At 69.3% G+C, this 15,251-nt stretch carries 17 protein-coding genes; 10 read left to right on the plus strand and 7 right to left on the minus strand.

Annotated elements, in window-relative coordinates:
* Positions 1-26 precede the first annotated feature (26 nt).
* The 4 genes from KB201_RS00450 to KB201_RS00465 are packed head-to-tail and all read left to right on the plus strand — an operon-like array spanning position 27 to position 3,715.
* A complete protein-coding gene (locus tag KB201_RS00450; protein WP_374193851.1) occupies positions 27-1,763 on the plus strand; it encodes an LCP family protein in 1,737 nt (578 codons plus the stop codon).
* Positions 1,751-2,467 (plus strand): TIGR03089 family protein, encoded by a 717-nt coding sequence (locus KB201_RS00455; RefSeq protein ID WP_058252703.1) that lies wholly within the window; start codon positions 1,751-1,753, stop codon positions 2,465-2,467. The genes KB201_RS00450 and KB201_RS00455 overlap by 13 nt, the downstream gene beginning before the upstream one ends.
* Positions 2,468-2,505: 38 nt before the next feature.
* Complete coding sequence (locus KB201_RS00460) at positions 2,506-2,880, plus strand: nitroreductase family deazaflavin-dependent oxidoreductase (RefSeq protein ID WP_058252702.1); 375 nt, start codon at positions 2,506-2,508, stop codon at positions 2,878-2,880.
* A gap of 4 nt (positions 2,881-2,884) precedes the next feature.
* Entirely contained in the window at positions 2,885-3,715 is an 831-nt protein-coding gene (locus KB201_RS00465) for a dienelactone hydrolase family protein (RefSeq protein WP_058252701.1), read from the plus strand.
* 12 nt (positions 3,716-3,727) lie between these two features.
* On the opposite strand, the gene purE is transcribed toward KB201_RS00465, so the two are convergent.
* Positions 3,728-4,240 carry a 5-(carboxyamino)imidazole ribonucleotide mutase gene (gene purE / locus KB201_RS00470; RefSeq protein ID WP_055475043.1) on the minus strand — a complete coding sequence of 171 codons (513 nt, stop codon included), beginning with the start codon at positions 4,238-4,240 and terminating at the stop codon, positions 3,728-3,730.
* A complete protein-coding gene (locus KB201_RS00475) occupies positions 4,237-5,433 on the minus strand; it encodes a 5-(carboxyamino)imidazole ribonucleotide synthase (RefSeq protein ID WP_175404351.1) in 1,197 nt (398 codons plus the stop codon). The genes purE and KB201_RS00475 overlap by 4 nt, the downstream gene beginning before the upstream one ends.
* 182 nt (positions 5,434-5,615) lie before the next feature.
* Between KB201_RS00475 and KB201_RS00480 the strand changes: the two genes are divergently transcribed.
* Entirely contained in the window at positions 5,616-6,176 is a 561-nt protein-coding gene (locus tag KB201_RS00480) for a GtrA family protein (protein WP_197414684.1), read from the plus strand.
* Here the strand turns inward: KB201_RS00480 and KB201_RS00485 are convergent.
* The 3 genes from KB201_RS00485 to KB201_RS00495 are packed head-to-tail and all read right to left on the minus strand — an operon-like array spanning position 6,148 to position 8,844.
* The gene (locus tag KB201_RS00485; protein ID WP_058252699.1) at positions 6,148-7,545 is read right to left on the minus strand and encodes a HAMP domain-containing sensor histidine kinase; all 1,398 of its coding nucleotides are present in this window, start codon (positions 7,543-7,545) and stop codon (positions 6,148-6,150) included. The genes KB201_RS00480 and KB201_RS00485 overlap by 29 nt on opposite strands.
* A gap of 7 nt (positions 7,546-7,552) precedes the next feature.
* Positions 7,553-8,227: a response regulator transcription factor gene (locus KB201_RS00490; RefSeq protein WP_159370539.1), complete on the minus strand. Its 675-nt coding sequence runs from the start codon at positions 8,225-8,227 to the stop codon at positions 7,553-7,555.
* A complete protein-coding gene (locus KB201_RS00495) occupies positions 8,224-8,844 on the minus strand; it encodes a PH domain-containing protein (protein ID WP_211538115.1) in 621 nt (206 codons plus the stop codon). The genes KB201_RS00490 and KB201_RS00495 overlap by 4 nt, the downstream gene beginning before the upstream one ends.
* 141 nt (positions 8,845-8,985) lie before the next feature.
* Here KB201_RS00495 and KB201_RS00500 point away from each other — a divergent pair, with 141 nt between their 5' ends.
* Positions 8,986-9,597 carry a hypothetical protein gene (locus KB201_RS00500; protein ID WP_211538116.1) on the plus strand — a complete coding sequence of 204 codons (612 nt, stop codon included), beginning with the start codon at positions 8,986-8,988 and terminating at the stop codon, positions 9,595-9,597.
* Between the two features lie 3 nt (positions 9,598-9,600).
* Here the strand turns inward: KB201_RS00500 and KB201_RS00505 are convergent, their stop codons facing one another.
* Positions 9,601-10,392: a biotin--[acetyl-CoA-carboxylase] ligase gene (locus tag KB201_RS00505; protein ID WP_211538117.1), complete on the minus strand. Its 792-nt coding sequence runs from the start codon at positions 10,390-10,392 to the stop codon at positions 9,601-9,603.
* Between the two features lie 158 nt (positions 10,393-10,550).
* Between KB201_RS00505 and KB201_RS00510 the strand changes: the two genes are divergently transcribed.
* Genes KB201_RS00510 through KB201_RS00520 form a run of 3 tightly spaced genes read left to right on the plus strand, consistent with a single transcriptional unit; the run spans position 10,551 to position 13,101 of the window.
* Positions 10,551-12,179, plus strand: a complete 1,629-nt coding sequence (locus KB201_RS00510) for an acyl-CoA carboxylase subunit beta (RefSeq protein WP_055475049.1) — start codon at positions 10,551-10,553, stop codon at positions 12,177-12,179.
* Positions 12,180-12,211: 32 nt separating this feature from the next.
* The gene (locus tag KB201_RS00515; RefSeq protein WP_171011626.1) at positions 12,212-12,430 is read left to right on the plus strand and encodes an acyl-CoA carboxylase subunit epsilon; all 219 of its coding nucleotides are present in this window, start codon (positions 12,212-12,214) and stop codon (positions 12,428-12,430) included.
* Positions 12,431-12,432: 2 nt separating this feature from the next.
* Complete coding sequence (locus KB201_RS00520; protein WP_211538119.1) at positions 12,433-13,101, plus strand: nucleoside triphosphate pyrophosphatase; 669 nt, start codon at positions 12,433-12,435, stop codon at positions 13,099-13,101.
* A gap of 115 nt (positions 13,102-13,216) precedes the next feature.
* Here KB201_RS00520 and KB201_RS00525 read toward each other — a convergent pair whose 3' ends face one another.
* Complete coding sequence (locus KB201_RS00525; protein WP_249144932.1) at positions 13,217-14,200, minus strand: metalloprotease; 984 nt, start codon at positions 14,198-14,200, stop codon at positions 13,217-13,219.
* Between the two features lie 152 nt (positions 14,201-14,352).
* On the opposite strand from KB201_RS00525, the gene KB201_RS00530 reads away from it, so the two are divergent.
* Complete coding sequence (locus KB201_RS00530) at positions 14,353-15,249, plus strand: sulfurtransferase (protein ID WP_055475116.1); 897 nt, start codon at positions 14,353-14,355, stop codon at positions 15,247-15,249.
* Positions 15,250-15,251 lie beyond the last annotated feature (2 nt).

Below are 15,251 nucleotides of genomic sequence, written 5' to 3' on the forward strand. Positions count from 1 at the left end.
GCGATCGACGAGCCACGCCAGAAGCCGTGGAACCCACCCCGACCCGGCAGCGCCGCCCCGGCGAGCCGCGGCCCGTCCGACGCACCTCCGGCGAGATCCACACCCGCCCGGCCCCGGCCGCGAAGCGGACGTCCGAGCAGAAGCCAGGCGACCCCAAGACGAGCCCGCGGAAGCCGACCGCACGTCAGTCCACCGACCCGAAGCCGACCGGACCGAAACAGACCGGACCGAAATCGGCCGGACCGAAGTCCGGCGACCGGCGCACGGCGGCGACGTCGTCGGCACCCGAACCACCGTCGAAGCCGCCGGCCGACAGCCGACGCAAAGGTGCCCGCACCCCGGGGGCCGGCTGGGGTCGTGCGCTCATCGCGGTCGCCTCGGTGGCGGTGCTGTTGTGCACCGGATACGCCTGGAACACCATGTCGGACCTGCAGACCCGCATCACCCAGCTCGGCGGACTCGATCTCGGCGGTGGCGCCGAAGACGGGGCCGTCGACATCCTCCTCGTGGGCACCGATTCGCGGACCGACGCCAAGGGCAATCCGCTGTCGCCGGAGGAACTCCGACTCCTGCGGTCGGGCGACGAGGTCGCGACCAACACCGACACCATCCTGCTGATCCGCATCCCCGACGACGGCTCGTCGGCGACCGCGATCTCGATCCCCCGCGACTCGTATGTCGACGTACCCGGTGTCGGGATGAGCAAGATCAACGCCGCCTACGGCACGACGCGCGAAACCGTTCGCGCGCAAGCGGTCACCGATGGCAAGTCCGAGAGCGAGGCCGAGTCCGAGGGCACCCTGGCGGGCCGGAAGGCGTTGGTGGACACCGTCGCCAACCTGACCGGCGTGCAGGTCGACCACTACGCGGAGGTGGGCCTGCTTGGTTTCGTGCTGCTGACGAACGCGGCCGGCGGCATCGACGTCTGCCTGAACGACGCGGTCCGGGATCCCTTTACGGGCGCGCGGTTCCGCGCCGGCCGTCAGACTCTCGACGGGCCCAAGGCGCTCAGCTTCGTGCGCCAGCGTCACGGCCTCCCCCGCGGCGATCTCGACCGCATCACCCGCCAGCAGGCGTTCATGGCGTCGCTGACGCAGAAGATCATCTCGGCGAACACCCTGACCGATCCGGGTAAGCTGTCGGAGCTGCAGGACGCGGTGTCGCGGTCGGTGGTCATCGACGACGACTGGGACATCATCCGGTTCGCCGAACAGCTCAAGGATCTCAGCGGCGGCCGGGTGAAGTTCGCGACCATCCCGATCGTGACGGAGCAGGGCTGGAGCGAGGACGGTCAGCAGAGCGTCGTCCAGGTGGACCCGCGCGAGGTCCAGGCCTTCACCGGTGACCTGCTGGCACCGAAGCAGACGCAGGGCATCCAGCGCGGCGACTACACGGTCGACGTGGTCAACGCAGGAACCATCGACGGGCTCGCCTCGAATGTCGCGAACATCCTGACCAACAAGGGTTTCCGGGTCGGAGCCACCTCCAGCGGCAAGGCCGACACGAAGGACTCGATCGTGTACGCCAAGGAGGAGAGCGACGCCGCTCGGCTCCTCGCCAAGGATCTCGGCGGCGCCCAGGTCGTCGCCGATCCCGCTCTCGCCGACGACCAGCTGAAGGTGGTGCTGACCAACACCTACGCCGGTCCGGGCTCGATCAGCGACACCGGCGACCAGACCGACAACACCCCGGCGAGCGAGCGTGTCGGCAACAAGCGCCCGCCGATCACCGCGGGCAACGAGGGGCCCATGTGCGTGAACTGACTCCGAACACTCTCACCGACGCGATCTTCGCCGCGGTCGCCGATCATTCGCGTCCGCTGCTGACCTACTACGACGACGCGACCGGTGAGCGCACCGAGCTCTCGGCGGCGACCCTCGGCAACTGGGCGGCCAAGACCGCGAACTACCTACGCGACGAGATCGGGGTCGCCGAAGGCGATGTCGTCGCGGTCGATCTCCCGGAGCACTGGCAGACGGCCGGCATCCTGCTGGGCGCGCTCTGGGCGGGCGCCGAGGTGCACTTCGACTCCACCGAAGTCCCGATGATCGTGTTCACCAGCCGTGATCGCCTGGGCAGCCATCCCGACGTCGACGAGGTCGTGGTCGCCTCGCTCGATCCGTTCGCGCTGCCGCTGCGCGACCTGCCGCCCGGCGTCGGCGACTACGGCAGCGTGGTCCGCGTCCACGGCGATCAGTTCTCGTCTCGGTACCCTGCATCGGCCACCCTGGAGGGCGCCCCCATCGGCGAGGTGCTCGACGACGCCCGGGCGACGGCTGAGCGCGAGGGAATCGGACCGGGCGCCCGCGTGGTGTCCACCCGGCCGTGGTACTCCGGCGACCGGGTGAACGCTCACCTCCTGGCACCTCTGCTGGCGGGCGGCAGCCTCGTCCACGTCTCCGCGGCCTCACCGGAACGGCTCGCGGCCATCGCTGAGATGGAAAAGGCCACCCTGATCCTGTCGTGAACCCCGCGGGCACGCCGCCGATCGGGCACAGTGGGGACATGCGAATCCCCCGCGCGGTGGCCCGGCTGAACAAGCGAGTGACCAACCCCATCCAGCGACAATGGGCGCCCAGACTGGCTCCGTTCGCGATGGTCGAGCACGTCGGACGTAAGTCCGGCAAGCACTACTCCATCCCGGTGATGGCGTGGGTCGACGGCAATCGGCTCACCATCATCCTCACGTACGGGCGGCACACCGATTGGGTCCGCAACGTGCAGGCCGCCGGGACCTTCGGCTTGATCCGCAAGAACCGGCACTACCGGGTGACCGGTCCGCGGGTGGTGCCGTCGGACTCGCCGGACATCGCCCGGGGTGCCCGCATCCCGGCGCGACTTTTCGACTCCGCACTCCTCGGCACACTGCACGCGGCGTGATCTGATGGCCGACGACCCGCTCGACGACTTCGACGCCGAGGACGTGACCCTGTACGGGACCACCCGCCGGGTGCATCGCCTCGGCAGTGGTCCCGCCGTCATCGTCATCGCCGAGATGCCGGGGATCAGCCCCAAGGTCGCCGACGTCGCGCGCCGGGTGGCCGGGGCGGGCGCCACCGCGGTGCTGCCGTCGTTGTTCGGCGTCGACGGCCGTGATCCTCGCCCGGACAACCTCGGCGCGGTCGGCTCGGCGACGAACATGCTCGGCACCATCGCCCGGGCATGCATCACCCGCGAGTTCACGATCCTGGCCACCGGCAAGACGTCACCGGTCGCGTCGTGGCTGCGGGCGTTGGCCGCCCGCGAACACGACCGGTGCGGCGGCCCCGGGGTCGGTGCCGTCGGGATGTGTTTCACCGGCGGGTTCGCACTCGCGATGGCCACCGACGAGCGGATGCTCGCCCCGGTGCTGTCCCAGCCCTCACTGCCGTTCGCGGTGTTGCCGGGACGCGCGCGGGCCATCGACGTGAGCGAGTCGGATCTCGCTCTGGTGCAGGCGCGGTGCGCACGCGGCCTCGAGGTGATGGGTCTGCGTTTCCAGGGCGACCGTCTGGTGCCGGGAGCCCGATTCGCGTATCTCCGGGAGATCCTCGGCGACGCCTTCATCGGCATCGAGCTACCCGACGAGTCCGCGAACCCGGATTCGATGCTGCCGCGGCCACATTCGGTGCTCACCGAGGACCTCCTCGACGAGCCAGGGCAGCCGACCCGCGAGGCCTACGATCGGGTCATCGACTTCTTCACCGCGAAGCTCGGCCTGCAGCCGACGATCTGATCGGCGGAAGTGCTACTCCCCCAACAGTTCCTGCTGGAGTGCCGCGTCCTTGTCGAGAACCATCTGTTCGAGCCCCTGCTGGAATTCGACCATTCGGGCGCGCAGGTCGGCGTCGGCCGCGGCGAGGATCCGGACCGCGAGCAGCCCGGCGTTGCGCGCACCCCCGACCGACACCGTGGCCACCGGGACCCCGGCGGGCATCTGCACGATCGACAGCAGCGAATCCAGTCCGTCGAGATGCCGCAGCGGGACCGGTACCCCGATCACCGGCAGCGGGGTCGCCGACGCGACCATGCCCGGAAGATGCGCGGCGCCACCGGCGCCCGCGATGATCACCTCGATGCCGTGGCCTGCCGCGCCGGCCGCATAGTCGAGCATGCGCTGCGGCGTGCGGTGAGCCGAGACGACACCCACCTGGAACGGCACGTCGAACTCGGCGAGGGCCTCGGCGGCCGCCTTCATCGTCGGCCAGTCCGAATCACTGCCCATGATCAGGCCCACCCGCGGGCCGTGCGTCTCACTCATGAATGTTCATCCCATCCGTCGGTCCACGTCGCCCGCGACATCCACTGGGCCGCGCGTTCGGCACGCTCCCGTACCGACTCCGGCCGATCCCCTTCGCGCCCGACGATGTTCACATGCCCGATCTTGCGATCGGGTCGCTCGCCCTTGCCGTAGAGATGCACCTTGGCCTCGGGCATCCGGGCCATGAGGTGGTGCAGCCGCTCGTCCATCGACATCGCCGGTGCGTCCGCCGCACCGAGGATGTTGGCCATCACCGTCACCGGCGCACTCGGTGCCGTGCTGCCCAGCGGATAGTCGAGGACGGCGCGCAGGTGCTGCTCGAACTGCGAGGTCACCGCACCGTCCATCGTCCAGTGCCCGCTGTTGTGCGGACGCATCGCCAGTTCGTTGACGACCAGCTCGCCGTCGACGGTCTCGAAGATTTCCATCGCCATCACACCGACCACGCCGAGCTCGTCGGCGAGCCGCAAGGCCATCTGCTGTGCGTGCGCGGCGACCTCGTCGTCGAGCCCGGGAGCCGGTGCCAGGACGACCGCGCACTGCCCGTGGCGCTGGATGGTCTCGACCACCGGCCACGCCCCACCCTGACCGAACGGCGACCGCGCGATCATCGCCGACAACTCTCGTCGCATCGGCACCTTCTGTTCGGCGAGCAGCGCCGGTGCGTCGTCGGGGTACTCGTCGAAGACCGCGAGAGCGTCGTCCGCGCCGTCGACGAGCCACACCCCGCGGCCGTCGTAACCGCCGCGGACCGCCTTGACGACGATGGCCCAGTCGTTGGCCTCGCCGAACTCGATCAGACGAGACCGGGCCGCGGCCCGGTCCCCGGACAGGTCGGCGAAGTCGGGCACGGGCAGGCCGAGCTCGGCCAGCCGGAACCGCATGGCGAGCTTGTCCTGCGCGAAATGCAGCGCCTTCGACGGCGGCAGCACCGCGACCCCGTCGGCTTCGAGTGCCTGCAGGTGCGCCAGCGGGACGCCCTCGTGGTCGAAGGTCACCGCGACCGACCCGGACGCGGCGCGCCGCAGATCGTCGAGGTCGTCGTGCGACCCCAGGACGATGTCGGCGCTGACCTGGGCGGCCGGGTCCGATTCGGACGCGGCGAGCACTCGCAGGCACTGGCCCAGGGCGATGGCGGCCTGGTGGGTCATCCGAGCGAGCTGCCCACCGCCGATCATCGTCACGGTCGGCATCCCCGACGCCCGGCCGCCCGGGCGCCCCGATTCAGGGACCGGCGGCACCTGCGACGACGGGGACACGGCCCCGCCGACCTGCTCGCGTGAATTCACGCGCACCATCGTGGCATGTATGCGGCATCATTCGCACAACCGCCCGGCACGTGTCCCGGCGGTTTCGTTTCGTACACTCGGATCTTGTGCCATTGATCGACGAGATGATCGCCCGCCTCCCAGCGCCGGTCCGTCGGCTCGTGATGCGGCACCACGAACTGATCAAGTTCGCGATGGTCGGCGGGACCACCTTCGTCTTCGACCTCGCCATCTTCTACAGCCTGAGCCTCACGGTCCTGGAGACCAAGCCGGTCATCGCCAAGGTCATCGGCGGCGTCCTGGCCACCATCCTGAGCTACATCCTCAATCGCGAGTGGGCGTTCAAGAACCGCGGCGGCCGCGAACGTCACCACGAGGCGATGCTGTTCTTCGCCATCAGCGGTATCGGCGTCATCCTCCAGGCCGCTCCACTGTTCGTCGCCAACAACATCTTCGACATGCGCTCCAACCTGAGCGTGTCCGAGATCGTGGTCATCGACTTCGTGCTCGGCTACATCATCGGCAACCTCATGCAGATGGCGTTCCGGTTCTGGGCACTGCGCAAGTTCGCCTTCCCCGAAGAACAGTTGCGCGGCGGGGACGCCGGATCGACCGACCTGCACCCCTCGCTCGCCGAGCTCAACGATGAGGAACTCGGTCACGCCTGACGCCCGATCGCGGGGGCCGACCAGAGTTCTCGTCGATCTCGTCGGCGAGTTCGGAGTCGCCCCGGTCGGTGCCGAGCTGATCGCGTCCGGTGACCAGCCGCGCGGGCACGACGATCGCGAACACCGGCGGTCGCCGGACGGTCAGTTCGAGTCGGCCACCGTCGGATTCGATCAGTGCCCGCGCGAGTGACAGGCCGACCCCGCTCCGGCCCGCGCCGGGCCGTCGGCCGGCCGAGAAACCCCGACGGAAGATGTGTGCGGCGATCTCGTCGGCGACCCCGTCACCCTCGTCGGCGACGGTGATGCGCACCAGGTCCCCCGCGGGCAGGGTGCCGACGTGGATCCGGCAGGTCCCGCGGCCGTGCTGCAGGGCATTGTCGACCAGCACACTGACCGCCTCCCGGAGACGACCCGGGTTCGCGGTCAGCGCGTGCGGGACGCCGTCGAAGGTCGCCAGCAGTTCGCGGCCCCTCGCCTCGAAGGCGTGCCGGAAATCCCCGACCAGCGTCGTCAGCATGTCCGACACGTCGACGAACTCGGGCGCGGGTTCGTCGGCCCGGGACGCCTCGACCAGCTCGTCGAGTTCGGCGGCGAGCCGCTCGATCTGATCGAGGGCGGCCTCGGCCTCGGTGACGACCGCGGGGTCATCGTGCAGGGAGAGTTCCTCCAGGCGTAGCTGGATCGCGGTGAGGCGGCTGCGCAGCTGATGGGAGGCGTCACCGGCGACCTCTCGCTCGCGCTCGAGGCGCAGGGCGAGTTCGGCGTTCGCGTCGGCCAGTGCACGCGACACCCGATCGAGTTCGGCGATGCCGTACATCTTCCACTGGGTCCGGAAGTCGCCCCGGCCCATGGTCGCGGCCCGATCGGCGAGATCGGTCAGCGGATCGACGATCCGACCCGCGGTGACCGCGGCGACCAGCGTGCCGCCGATGACGGACGCGACGACGATGACGGCCACGATCGACGCGGCGGTGAACTGGTCGTTGCGGACCTCGTCGCGCGGGATGGACAGGGTCAGCGTCCCGGCTGCGCCGAGCGAGATGGACTCCGAGAGCCGGGGCTCGCTGATGTCCGCCCCGACCACCGTGCGCTGCAGGGTGCCGGTGGGGTCGGGGAAGGTGACGATCAGGCTGCCGTTCGGCGGCAGCAGCAGCTGGAACGCCTCACGGTCGAGGGACTCCGGCGGGATCCGGCCGTCGGCCCCCTCCTGCCGGATCAGCTGGTCTGCGATGACCTTCAGCCGGTTGTCGAGGTCCTGGTGCGCGTTGTCGGCGACCCACCACCACGCGACGACACTCAGCGGGATGCCCAGCAGCCCACCGACCGCCAGCAGGACGGCGATCATGGTCGTGAGCAGGCGACGGCGCATGAGACGACTAGGGGTCGAACCGGAAGCCGACGCCGCGCACGGTCACGATGTGGCGGGGACGGTCGTGGCGGTCGTCGCCGATCTTCCGGCGCAGCCACGAGATGTGCATGTCCAGGGTCTTCGACGACCGCAGGTCGGCCGAACCCCACACCTCGGTGAGGATCTCCTCGCGCGTCACCACCTCGCCCGCGCGTTCCATGAGGAAGCGCAGCAGGTCGAACTCGCGGTTGGCCAGGGTGAGATCGTGTCCGTTCACCAGGACGCGGCGTGCCCGCGCGTCCAGGCGCAGGGCACCGCCCTCGAGGACGACGTCGCCGGGCTGGCGACGCCGCAGGAGGGCACGCACCCGCGCCAGCAGCTCGGCCAGGCGGAACGGCTTGCCGACGTAGTCGTCCGCGCCGGCGTCGAGGCCGACCACGAAATCCACCTCGTCGGTGCGTGCGGTCAGCATCAGCACCGCGAGCGCGGGTCGCTGGGCCCGTACCCGCCGGCACACCTCCAGACCGTCGAGCACCGGTAGCCCGAGGTCGAGGATCAGCAGTTCAAAGCGGGTATCGAGGGCCTTCTCCAGGGCATCCGCCCCGGTCGAGACCACCTCGCAGCCGTAACCCTCACGCGACAGCGCCCGCGCGAGCGGTTCGGCGATCGCGGCGTCGTCCTCGGCGAGCAGCACGGTCGTCATCGGTCGCGGACCCCCCGGTTCTCCGCCCGGTCACCGGGGTGCACGGGACCGTCGGCGGGCTGGTCGTAGGAGTCTCGCCGGTGTCCGTCCCACGGATGATCTTCGTCGTCGTGGACGTCGAGCACCTCGTGGTACAGCAGCGCGTGCACCCTCTCCACCTGCGGGATGTCGTCGAAGGACAGCGGTTCGTCGGAGGCCGACTCGATGACCAGCGTGCCGGTGCGCAGCATCCGGTCGACGAGGCCGTGCCGGAACTCGACGGTGTTGATCCGGCGGATCGGGATGTCGATGCCCGACCGGGTGATGATTCCGTTGCGGAACATCACCCGCCGGTCGGTGAGCACGAAATGCGTTGTCTTCCAGGACATCAGCGGGCGGACGAAGTACCAGCAGAAGCCGATGGCCCAGACCGCCGCGACCGCGATGAGCAGCACGGTCTGCGGTGTCGACCGCAACCCCGACGACGTGATGACGCCGAGGAGTACGCCGGCGGCGGCGGTGAGGAGCCCGAACAACAGGAACGGCCCGAGCAGGCATTTCCAGTGCGGGTGCCGATGGAGGACGACGCGTTCCCCCGACGCCAGGTTCTCCCGCGGATAGGCCATGCGGCTCAGCATAAACGGCCGGGTGCCGCAGTAGACTGCCAATCACGCCGACCGCCGTCCTCGTGCCGTGAGCATGCCAGGGCCCTGACACCAGATCCGACCGACACCAGATCCGACCATCGGCTCCCACGACCGGTCGGGGAGGAGAACGCCATGAGCTACCAGGATCCCCGCGCCCCGCGGACCGCGCGCTACGAGTCCGGTTACACACCCGAGTCGCGTGCCTACAGCAGCCAGAACGACCCGTATGCGCGCGATCCATACGCGGCCGATCCCTATGCGGGGGATCCGTACGGGGGCCAGGGCGCCTACGGCCGGCCCGGCCAACCCGCCAAGCCCCGTCGTGGCCCGGACATCAACCCCGTCACGTTCGCCGGCGGTGTGGTCATGACCGGCGTGGTGACCGGTCTCGCGGCATGGCTCGTCGCCTGGATCATCTCCGCATTCGTGGAGAAGGTGAACGAGTCGGGCAAGTTCGGCGTGTGGAACCCGGTCGCCGCCAGCGAGCTCTGGTTCGGCGTCGTCGGCTTCCTGTGCGCGCTCGCCGCGGGTGCGCTCTGGTACGTGCTGCACCTCATCACGCCGTCACCCGATCAGTTCTACCGGTGGATCGTCGGCCTGCTGCTGGTGGCAGCCGTGCTGATCCCGATCCTGACCTACAACCAGATCTCGGTGGGCATCGAGACCGCGATCGTGCACCTGGTGATCGGTCTGCCCTCGCTGACGATCATCCCGGCGATGGCCGGCAAGAGCGTCCAGCGCTAGTAGTCACTCCGGCCGCAGGTGGGTGACGTCCCCCGCGGCGGCCACCACCTGCTCACCGTCGGCGTCGACGACGATCCGGCCGGAGGAGTCGACACCGGTCGCGGTGCCGACGACCTCACGATCGCCGGGCAGGACCAGCCGTACGCGACGGCCGATGGTGTCGCTGTCGTCGCGGTACCGCGCCGCGAGCCCGTCCAGGTCGTGCGGCCACAGGTCGAGCAGCTCGGAGAGCGCCCGCAGGTACGACGCGGCGAGCTCGGTCAGGGGGACGTCGCGGCCGGTGGCGAGCCGGAGCGAGGTGGCGGTCGGGACCGGCAGCTGCTCCTCCGCCATCGTGGTGTTGAGCCCGGTGCCGATCACCGCCACGCCTCCCGGGCCCCCTGCGGCATGCTCGCTGCGGGTGTATTCCGAGAGGATGCCCGCGACCTTCTTGCCGTCGATGAGCACGTCGTTCGGCCATTTGAGCGTCGGACGGATCCCCATCGCGTCGTCGACACCCTGCACGGCGGCGAGTCCGGCCAGCAGCGACAGCCAGCCCAGGTCCTCGGTGTGGTCGGCGACGTCGAGCGCGGCCGACATGGCCAGCTGCGTGCCGGCCGGCGCGGTCCAGGTGCGGGCGTGGCGGCCACGTCCGGCGGTCTGGTCGGTGGTGATCCGCACGATGCCCCCGACGGATTCGCCGGAGGCGCGCGAGACGAGGTCCGCATTGGTCGAACCGGTCGCCTCGACCACCTCGATCCGGTGCCAGCGGGTGCCGGTGAGACGGGTGCGGAGCAGATCGGCGTCGAGACTCATACCTGACGAAACTACTGGCCGCCGCCTTTGCACGAACGGATACCACCGGTTTCACGGTCGACCCGCCGGCCCACCGACCGATCGCTCGTAAACCTGAGGGATATCTCACGTTGATCCGGTTGACGTGGCTCACACTCGGGTAGTTAGCATCGTCAGTCATGACCACTGCTTCGCGCGACGACGCCGCCGCTCCCGACATCCACACGACGGCGGGAAAGCTCGCCGATCTGCGCAATCGTCTCGAGGAGACCAAGCATCCGGTGGGTGAGGCCGCCGTCGAGAAGACCCACGCCAAGGGCAAGCTCACCGCGCGGGAACGGATCACCCACCTGCTCGACGAGGGGTCCTTCGTCGAACTCGACGCCCTCGCCCGGCACCGCAGCACCAACTTCGGACTCGCCGAGCGCCGCCCGCTCGGTGACGGCGTCGTCTCGGGTTACGGCACCATCGACGGTCGCGAGGTCTGCGTCTTCTCGCAGGATTCGACCGTCTTCGGCGGCAGTCTCGGCGAGGTCTACGGCGAGAAGATCGTCAAGGTCATGGACCTCGCGATCAAGACCGGTCGCCCCCTGATCGGCATCAACGACGGCGCCGGCGCCCGCATCCAGGAGGGCGTGGTCTCGCTCGGCCTCTACGGCGAGATCTTCCACCGCAACGTGCGTGCTTCCGGTGTCATCCCGCAGATCTCGCTGATCATGGGCGCCGCGGCCGGCGGTCACGTGTACTCCCCCGCGCTCACCGACTTCGTGGTCATGGTCGACCAGACCAGCCAGATGTTCATCACCGGTCCGGACGTCATCAAGACGGTCACCGGTGAAGAGGTGACGATGGAGGAGCTCGGCGGTGCGCACACGCACATGTCGAAGTCGGGCACCGCGCACTATGTCGCCTCCGACGAAGAGGACGCCCTGGAGTACGTCAAGGAACTCCTGAGCTACCTGCCGAGCAACAACCGCGCCGATGCCCCGCGTCTGCCCGTCGCGCAGCCGGCCGCCGGTTCCATCGAGGACACCCTCACCGAAGAAGACCTCGAGCTCGACACCCTGATCCCGGATTCGCCGAACCAACCCTATGACATGCACGAGGTCATCCGTCGCATCCTCGACGACGACGAGTTCCTCGAGGTGCAGGCCGAGTACGCGACGAACATCATCATCGGCTACGGCCGGGTGGACGGCCGCAGCGTCGGCATCGTCGCCAACCAGCCGACGCAGTTCGCCGGCTGCCTCGACATCGACGCCTCGGAGAAGGCCGCCCGGTTCGTGCGCACCTGCGACGCCTTCAACATCCCCATCGTCACCCTGGTCGACGTCCCGGGCTTCCTTCCCGGCACCGATCAGGAGTACCGCGGCATCATCCGTCGCGGTGCGAAGCTGCTCTACGCCTACGGCGAGGCGACGGTCGGCAAGATCACCGTCATCACCCGGAAGGCCTACGGCGGCGCGTACGACGTCATGGGCTCCAAGCACATGGGTGCCGACGTGAACCTGGCGTGGCCCACCGCCCAGATCGCCGTCATGGGCGCCTCGGGTGCGGTCGGGTTCGTGTATCGCAGCCAGCTCAAGGACGCGGCCGCCAAGGGCGAGGACGTCGACGCACTGCGTCTGCAGCTGCAGGAGGAGTACGAGGACACCCTCGTCAACCCGTATGTCGCGGCCGCCCGCGGATACGTGGACGCGGTGATCCCGCCGAGCCACACCCGCGGTCAGATCGCCACCGCGCTCAAGCTGCTCGAGCGCAAGATGGTCAACCTGCCGCCGAAGAAGCACGGCAACATCCCCCTGTGACACCAGCGGTCAGTTCCGAGAGCGAGAATTCCGTGAGCGAAGACTCCACGAAGTCCGAGCGTCCGTTCCTGACGGTCGTCGGCGGCAATCCGACCGACGAGGACCTCGCCGTGCTGGTGACCGTCCTCGCCGGTGCCGGTTCGGGCGGCGGTTCGGCCGAGCCCGAGACCCGGAACGACTGGGGCCACCCGATCGACCGGCTGCGTCCGCAGTGGGGCGGTCCGGGAAGCTTCACCAACCTGCGTTACTGACGATGACATCCGAATCCGAGATCGGGCCGGGTACTCCCGGCCCGATCTTCGTACTCGGTTCGGCCTCCCCTGCCCGGCTCCGCATCCTTCGGGCGGCAGGCGTCGAGCCGGTCGTGCGGGTGTCGGATGTCGACGAGGATGCGCTCCTCGCCGCGATCCCCGATTCCACACCGGCCGGTGTGGTGGTCGCCGAACTCGCCCGCGCGAAGGCGGAAGCCGTTGCGGCACTTCCGGAGATCGCCGAACTCGCCGGGTCCGGCAGCGCCGTGGCCGTCATCGGCTGCGACTCGATGCTCCATCTAGGCGGCCGGCTGCTCGGCAAACCGCACACCCCCGAACGCGCCGTCGCGCAGTGGTCGGAGATGGGCGGTCGTAGCGCGGACCTGCTGACCGGCCATCACCTGATCCGCCTCGACCGGCCCGCGACCGCCGGCGGGACGAGCTCCACCACGATCCATTTCGCCGCCGCCGACGACCACGTCATCGAGCGGTATGTCGCCAGCGGTGAACCTCTACAGGTGGCCGGCGCATTCACCCTCGACGGTCTGGGTGGCTGGCTGGTCGAGCGCATCGAGGGCGACCCGTCGTCGGTCATCGGTATCGGCCTGCCGCTGGTCCGCACCCTCCTGGCCGACGTCGGGCTCTCGGTCACCGACTTCTGGCGCCACTGACGACGACCCGCTCCCTGAGGCGCGACCGCCCGGCCCGGCTCCTTGCGGTGAGCGCATCAACCCCCTCCGCTCCCTGAGGAGCGCCCGGAGCTTGCGGAGGGCGCGTCACGAAGGGTCACTCCACCTCGAAGAACTCCGGCCAGTACCGCTCGATGCAGTCGACCGGCTGACCCTGGCGGTTGAACTGCGGGCCGGTCAGTCCGACCGTCAACGCCACCGCACGTTCGCGCGCCGAGCCGTGTCCGGAGGCGCCGCCGGTGTCGCCGATGATCGGCAGCAGCGTCGCGACCTGCAGGATCTCCCGCGCGCCGAGCGCATCACGCTGGTAGGCGGTTGCACCCCAGTTCGCGGCCAGGCAGTCGGCGATGAGCTCGCTGTTCTTGCCGGCCGGGAGACGGCTGTCGGGGATGTCGAACGCCTCGGCCATCCGGAACACGACGTTGTGGCCGTATTCATGCGCGACCACGATCGCCGCGGTGAAGTCGCCGACGATCGGCGATGGCACCCCGAAGACGTTGCCGTCCCAGATGGCCGCGAAGGTGTCGACCGGGAGCACGATGCTGCCCTCGGTCGGGGTGCCCTCTCCGTTCGGTTCGGTGTCCACTCCACAGAAGAACGCGTTGGCCTCGTCGGACGGGATCGGTACGGGGTTCGAATCCTCGTCGCCGGCAATGCACTCCGTGGCGAAGGAGGTGCCGGACTCGATCAGCACCCGTCCCGGTGCCGGGTCGCCCCAGCCCAGTTCGTCGAACCACCCACCCCATGTCTGGTCGAGGTCGTCGAGGAGCGTGGTCAGGTAGTCGGGCACCGCGGTGTCCACGTTGGCCGGGGTGACCCCGCTGGTCATGAGTTCCGCGGTCGGCGTCGGCAACTTCGGGCAGTCGTCGGGCCGGCACTGCGCCGCGTCGGCGTGGCCGGTCGGGTCCGCTGAGCGCGACAGCGTCGGACTCGGTGCGCTGCTCGTCGACGCGGACGACGGACGGGACTCCCCGGAATTCTCGGACGGGATGAGTGCGCATCCGCTTCCGACGGTCAGTGTCACCACGGCGGCCAGAGCGACCGCCCACCGCATCGCGAGGGGCCCGCGTCGATCGATCATTCGGCGAACGTAGCAGGCGGGACCCGCTTCACCTGGGGTTTGTCGTCTGATCGAAGCACGCTCCGGCCGATGCCCTACGCTTTATCAGCGGGACCGCAGATGGTCCGCGCGTGATCCACGCGGAACGTCCGAACAGCGAGCTGGAGAGCACCGTGAGCGTTGACACCGACCCGAATCCGGCCTTCGCCGACTACGCCCACCCCGAGCGGCTGGTGACGACCCAGTGGCTGTCGGCGCATCTCGGCGCCAAAGGACTCAAGATCATCGAGTCCGACGAGGATGTGCTGCTCTACGACATCGGCCACATCCCGACCGCTCAGAAGATCGACTGGCACCTTCATCTCAACGACCCGGTCACTCGCGACTACATCAACGGCGAGCAGTTCGCGGAACTGATGCGCAGCAAGGGAATCGAACGCGACGACACTGTCGTGATCTACGGCGACAAGAGCAACTGGTGGGCCGCCTACGCGCTGTGGGTCTTCACCTTGTTCGGCCACGAGGACGTCCGCCTGCTCGACGGTGGCCGCGACGCCTGGATGGCCGAGGACCGTGACACCTCCTTCGACGTCCCCGATTACCCGCGGTCGGACTACCCGGTGGTCGAGCGCGACGACGCCAAGATCCGCGCGTTCGCGCCGCAGGTCCTGGAGGCCCTGGGCACCGAGCCCCTCGTCGACGTCCGTTCCCCGCAGGAGTACACCGGCGAGCGCACGCACATGCCGGACTACCCGGAGGAGGGCGCGCTGCGCGGCGGGCACATCCCGACCGCCATCTCGATCCCGTGGGCGAAGTCCGCCGCCCCCGACGGCCGTTTCCGCAGCCGCGCCGAACTCGACGAGATCTACGCCGGGCTCGACCCGAAGACGCCCACGATCGCCTACTGCCGCATCGGTGAGCGGTCGAGCCACACCTGGTTCGTGCTGACACATCTGCTGGGGCACACCGCGGTCCGCAACTACGACGGATCGTGGACCGAGTGGGGCAACGCGGTGCGCGTGCCGATCGCCGTCGGCGAGGAGCCGGGCGCCGTTCCCGGCACCGAGTGAAC

Source organism: Gordonia sp. SCSIO 19800 (assembly GCF_018132775.1).
GTDB lineage: Bacteria > Actinomycetota > Actinomycetes > Mycobacteriales > Mycobacteriaceae > Gordonia > Gordonia hongkongensis.